The 440-nt window shown below is 57.3% G+C and carries 1 protein-coding gene; it reads right to left on the bottom strand.

Annotation, left to right across the window (positions count from 1 at the left end):
* On the bottom strand, positions 1-440 hold a 440-nt coding region (locus AOA59_RS05710; protein WP_143522756.1), incomplete at both ends, for an RHS repeat domain-containing protein.

Here is a 440-nt window from a genome sequence, read left to right as displayed (position 1 = left end):
TGAAAGCGCAGCGGGTTGTCGATTTTTCTGACGTCTAGGCGGGCGATTTCACCGTAGGCGCGGTAGTGCGCGGACCAGACGATTTCGCCTTCGGGGTTTGTGAGTTCCTGCGGTGTGCCGAGATGGTCGAGTTGGTAGTGGAAGGGCTTTGTTGCTTGTGGGCCAAAACCTTCCAGCAGTGCCAACGGCCGAAAACTGTCTGGCTCGTAGAGGTAACTGCGATGCCGATCCGCGTGGTGTTCAGCTATCAGCTTGTCGCCTTGCCAGAAAAACTCCGTGGTTTTCCCATCTACCGTCTTGCTGACCCGCCGCCCAAACGGGTCATAGCGATAGCTGGCGGTTTGCCCGTTTGGTTGAGTAATACCAATCAACCGATGCTGGCAGTCGTAGCGGTACTCGGTGACGAGCTGATGACCCTTGCCACGCCGCTGGCGGATCAA

It is taken from the genome of Pseudomonas sp. 2822-15 (assembly GCF_002742515.1).
Classification (GTDB): Bacteria; Pseudomonadota; Gammaproteobacteria; order Pseudomonadales; family Pseudomonadaceae; genus Aquipseudomonas; species Aquipseudomonas salomonii.
This window is presented reverse-complemented; position numbering and strand designations above follow the sequence as displayed.